Source organism: Xanthomonas sp. SHU 308, from assembly GCF_000364645.1.
Lineage (GTDB): Bacteria > Pseudomonadota > Gammaproteobacteria > Xanthomonadales > Xanthomonadaceae > Xanthomonas_A > Xanthomonas_A sontii.
In genome coordinates this window covers 1-1,132 of record NZ_AQOK01000524.1, presented here as the reverse complement: position 1 = coordinate 1,132, position 1,132 = coordinate 1, and the positions used below count along the sequence as shown (strand labels likewise).

Annotated in this window: 1 protein-coding gene; it reads left to right on the top strand. The window is 71.2% G+C overall.

All coding sequences use genetic code 11. The features are described 5' to 3' along the window. Positions 1-495 precede the first annotated feature (495 nt). Positions 496-1,132: discoidin domain-containing protein (locus tag D588_RS25025; protein WP_043085308.1), on the top strand; the 637-nt coding region annotated here is incomplete at its 3' end.

The following is a 1,132-nucleotide window of genomic DNA, read 5'->3' as shown; positions in this document are numbered from 1 at the left end:
GGCGCCGGGCAGTTCGGCGGGCGTGCGCTTGCATCCGCCCACGGCCAGGGCGAGCATCGCCAACAGCAGGATGCACAGCGCGCGCGAGGAGATGACCCGGGTCGGGCAGGACGACATACGATGCGGGCTCGTTCCCCAAAACGTCCCGCATCTTGCTGGGCGCGGGCGATTCCGGCAAGCCGGGCGGGGCGGCGGTGTGGGGACGACCGGCAGGCAGCCAGGGGGCTGGGCTTGTCGCGGCGGGACATTTCGTGACCCGGCGTTGGGCTGTCGGGACAGGCATGTCGGCATATGGCCAGATGTGCCAGTGGATTGCGGATGTTGCAACGCATCATGTAACCGCTTGCAGTTGCTGCTAACGTCCGCCCACCTCGATTGAGGCGGTGCTGGCCGGGGGACCCAGTGCGATATTCGTCAGAGATCATCCGAGTGCTCGGTCACGGTGGCGCGCGCCGCTGCGCCTGGGTGTTGTCCGCAGTCCTGTACGGACTTGCGATGACGGCCCCGGTGCAGGCGCAGGACGGCCGCCTGCCGCCGCGTGCGCAATGGCAGGCGTCCAGTTCCTCCAAGCAGGTCAAGGCGCAGGCGATCGGCTATCTGATCGACGGCGACGCCAGCACCCGCACCGCCAGCGCCTTCAGTCCCGGCCACTGGTTCCAGATCGACCTGGGCCGCGCCGCGCAGGTCGGCGGCGTGCGCCTGCAGTGGGACACCTCCAATCCGGAAGGCTTCCTGCTGCAGACCTCGCGCGATGGCCAGCGCTGGGACACGGTGTACACGATGGCCGATTCGCTGGGCGGCACCGAGACCGTGTTCTTCGCGCCGCACCTGGCCCGCTACCTGCGTCTGGCCGCGCCCGCGCGCAGCGCCGACTGGGGCGTGTCGATCTACGAGATGGAGCCGCTGGGTGCTAGCGCCGCGCAGCTGCGTGGGGTGTCCGCGGCCGACGCCGCGGCGCTGTGGCAGGGCGGTGCCGCGGTGGCGATGCCGGGCAGCGGCGCGCAGGCGCGACAACTGGAGATCGCCTTCCCGCGCGCGTTCGACAGCGCCGGCCTGATCGTCGAGTTCGCCGGTGCGCATGGCGCGGCGCAGCTGCAGGCGCAGGACGCCGCGGGCCGCTGGCGCACGCTGG